Source organism: Mesorhizobium sp. M7A.F.Ca.US.002.01.1.1, assembly GCF_004022955.1.
Taxonomy (GTDB): Bacteria; Pseudomonadota; Alphaproteobacteria; order Rhizobiales; family Rhizobiaceae; genus Mesorhizobium; species Mesorhizobium ciceri.
In genome coordinates this window covers 1-1,408 of record NZ_RZQE01000851.1, presented here as the reverse complement: position 1 = coordinate 1,408, position 1,408 = coordinate 1, and the positions used below count along the sequence as shown (strand labels likewise).

General features: G+C 61.4%; 1 protein-coding gene. It reads left to right on the top strand.

Annotation, left to right across the window (positions count from 1 at the left end; all coding sequences use genetic code 11):
• Positions 1-768: 768 nt before the first annotated feature.
• The gene (locus tag EN932_RS36110; RefSeq protein WP_013531394.1) at positions 769-1,074 is read left to right on the top strand and encodes a BA14K family protein; all 306 of its coding nucleotides are present in this window, start codon (positions 769-771) and stop codon (positions 1,072-1,074) included.
• Positions 1,075-1,408 lie beyond the last annotated feature (334 nt).

Genomic DNA, 1,408 nt, shown 5'->3' with positions numbered 1-1,408 from the left:
CCGGCACTGTCGGCACGTCGTCAGCCCACGGCATGCATGGCCATCATCATCACCACCACAACCATCACAAGAAGCACTTCAAGAAGTTCTGGTGGAAGCACTACAACCACCACCACAACCATCACCACAGGCACGGCAGGGTGATCATTTTCCTTTGATGGAGGGACCCAATTCCCCAAGAGGGCGGCTTCGGCCGCCCTTTTTGCGTTCGGCGATCACCTCGTGAAGTAAGGCGGCAAAGCTGCTGATCCCCGGCAAGCTACGGCATGCACACATTTCCAAGCAACTGGTCTTTGGCGATAGAGTGCATGGCAGCTTGGCGCATGCATTGCCTTATGCGGCGCTGGTCCCACTCCGTCTCGGCCCCGCCGAGCCACCGCTCCCCCGATCGACGGGGTAGAGGGAAGGCGCCAAGCTTTTGCCGTCAACGCTCGCCCAGCAACGCTCCTTTCCTTTCCCTCCGGAGGGGGAAAGGTGGCGCTGCGAAGCAGCGACGGATTGGGGGACCCACGCGGCAATCGGGCCTCGGGCCGATCAGTCACCCCAGTCATAGCGGGTATGTGCATGGCGTAGCCCCAGCAAATGGGGGAGATTGGCCGCATCAACGTCCTCTCCAACCTCTTCCAGTCGCCGTCAGCGTGGACCTCGGTCCATCCGATTTCCCGGATCTCAGAAAAATCAAAAAAGTTCGAACCTTTTTCCTGGCTGCGACGACAGATGATCAAGAGGCGGATGGATCGCCTCGGTCAACGAAGCAAGGAGATCGTCATGTTCAAGAACACACTCGTTTCCGGCCTTATCGCCACCGCCGTCGCCGCCGCCACGCTGGCCGGCACCGTGCAGCCTTCGGCCGCCCACAGCCATCACCACAACCGCGAAATCGGCATCGGCATTGCTGCCGGCGTCGGCGGCTTCGTCCTCGGCAGCCTGCTCGCCCAGCCGCGCACCGTCTATGTCGACGAAGGCGGTGGCTCGTGGCATGTCCGCCGCTGCTACGATCGCTATGCCAGCTACGACGCAGACTCCGATACCTATCTCGGCCACGACGGATATCGCCACTATTGCCGTCTCTGAGGGGAGGAGGACCCGTTCAGCAACAGAGGGGCCCATGCGAGCCCCTCTTCTGTTGTCTGGATGGTAGCGGTGCGTGCTCCATCGGCCGCTTCAGCGCAGAACTGAAGGGATTGGTCCGGCGACAGATCGGACAGTGTACAGAGATTTTCCGAGCGTCTATCCTGGACCGCGAAACGCGGGGAGAGACCCTTGGACGAGCAGGACCCCAGGGAAGACCTGGTCGAAACGATTTTCCGCAACGGCACCGTCACCACCGTCGGCATCCTGCTGGCGTTTTCGCTGGGCTTCATCACCCATTGGGCCGCCAACCCGATCCCGTGGCAGACCTACCATC

Excerpts from the sequence above, each read along its gene's own strand:
- EN932_RS36110 (WP_013531394.1), top strand. The coding sequence starts at position 769 with ATGTTCAAGAACACACTCGTTTCCGGCCTTATCGCCACCGCCGTCGCC.